Consider the following 1,037-nt stretch of genomic DNA (forward strand, 5'->3'; position numbering starts at 1 on the left):
TAACGTGAGTTCGATATAAGGATTGAAATTATTCCTTTGAAAATTAGGAACATAGCGATAAAAGCATTAAATTTATAGTGTCCAAGTATAACATTTAAGCAATTACCACTATGTTCTCAGAGGCTAAAGTTACGGAAATTTATTGCATGGCGGATGATTTTTGCAAGGAATTTGCCAAAGTACAGGAAAAATATATGGTTGAAGACAAGAATCATAGGCACCGGAACAAACCGAACCGGATGAATGATGCGGAAATTATGGTTATCCTGATCCTGTTCCATTCAGGTGGTTTCAGATGTTTCAAGCATTACTATAAGGAATATGTCTGCAGGCATCTGACACATCTCTTTCCCAAACGTGTGTCCTACAACCGTTTTGTGGAATTGGAGAAGGAAGTCCTGTTGCAACTGACGGTTTTCATCAAGGAGGTCTTACTGGGCACTTGTACCGGCATCAGTTTTGTGGATTCCACACCGCTGCGTGTATGCCGGAACCAACGCATACTGATTCACAAGACTTTTGAGGGTCTTGCCGAGCGTGGAAAATGTTCTATGGGATGGTTCTTCGGCTTCAAACTGCATCTGATTATCAACGACAAAGGGGAAATCCTCAATTTCATGTTCACGCCGGGAAATGTGGATGACCGTGAGCCGTTAAAACAGGAAAAGTTCCTGAATAACATAAAGGGCAAACTGTGTGCGGACAAAGGATACATCGGGCAGGCTTTGTTCGAGAACCTTTTTCTTAACGGCATACAGTTGATAACCAAAGTGAAGAACAACATGAAGAATTCCCTGATGAGCGTAGCGGACAAAATCCTGCTGAGAAAACGGGCTTTGATAGAAACGGTCAATGATGAGTTGAAGAACATCGCACAGATAGAACACTCCAGGCACCGTTCATTCAACAACTTCATCGCCAATTCTCTCTCTGCCATAGCTGCATACTGCTTCTTTGAAAAGAAACCCGCCATTGACTTATGTTTCGTCAAGGACGGGCAACTTGCTATGTTTTGATTTATATCGAACTCACGTTAA

At 42.0% G+C, this 1,037-nt stretch carries 1 protein-coding gene; it reads left to right on the forward strand.

The window, feature by feature from the left end:
- Positions 1-110 precede the first annotated feature (110 nt).
- Positions 111-1,016: an IS982 family transposase gene (locus B5F34_RS17175; protein ID WP_087340946.1), complete on the forward strand. Its 906-nt coding sequence runs from the start codon at positions 111-113 to the stop codon at positions 1,014-1,016.
- The last annotated feature ends 21 nt before the right edge of the window (positions 1,017-1,037 follow it).

Source organism: Mediterranea sp. An20 (assembly GCF_002160055.1).
Lineage (GTDB): Bacteria > Bacteroidota > Bacteroidia > Bacteroidales > Bacteroidaceae > Bacteroides > Bacteroides avicola.

Coding starts and splice junctions, on each gene's coding strand:
- B5F34_RS17175 (WP_087340946.1), top strand. CDS start 111: ATGTTCTCAGAGGCTAAAGTTACGGAAATTTATTGCATGGCGGATGAT.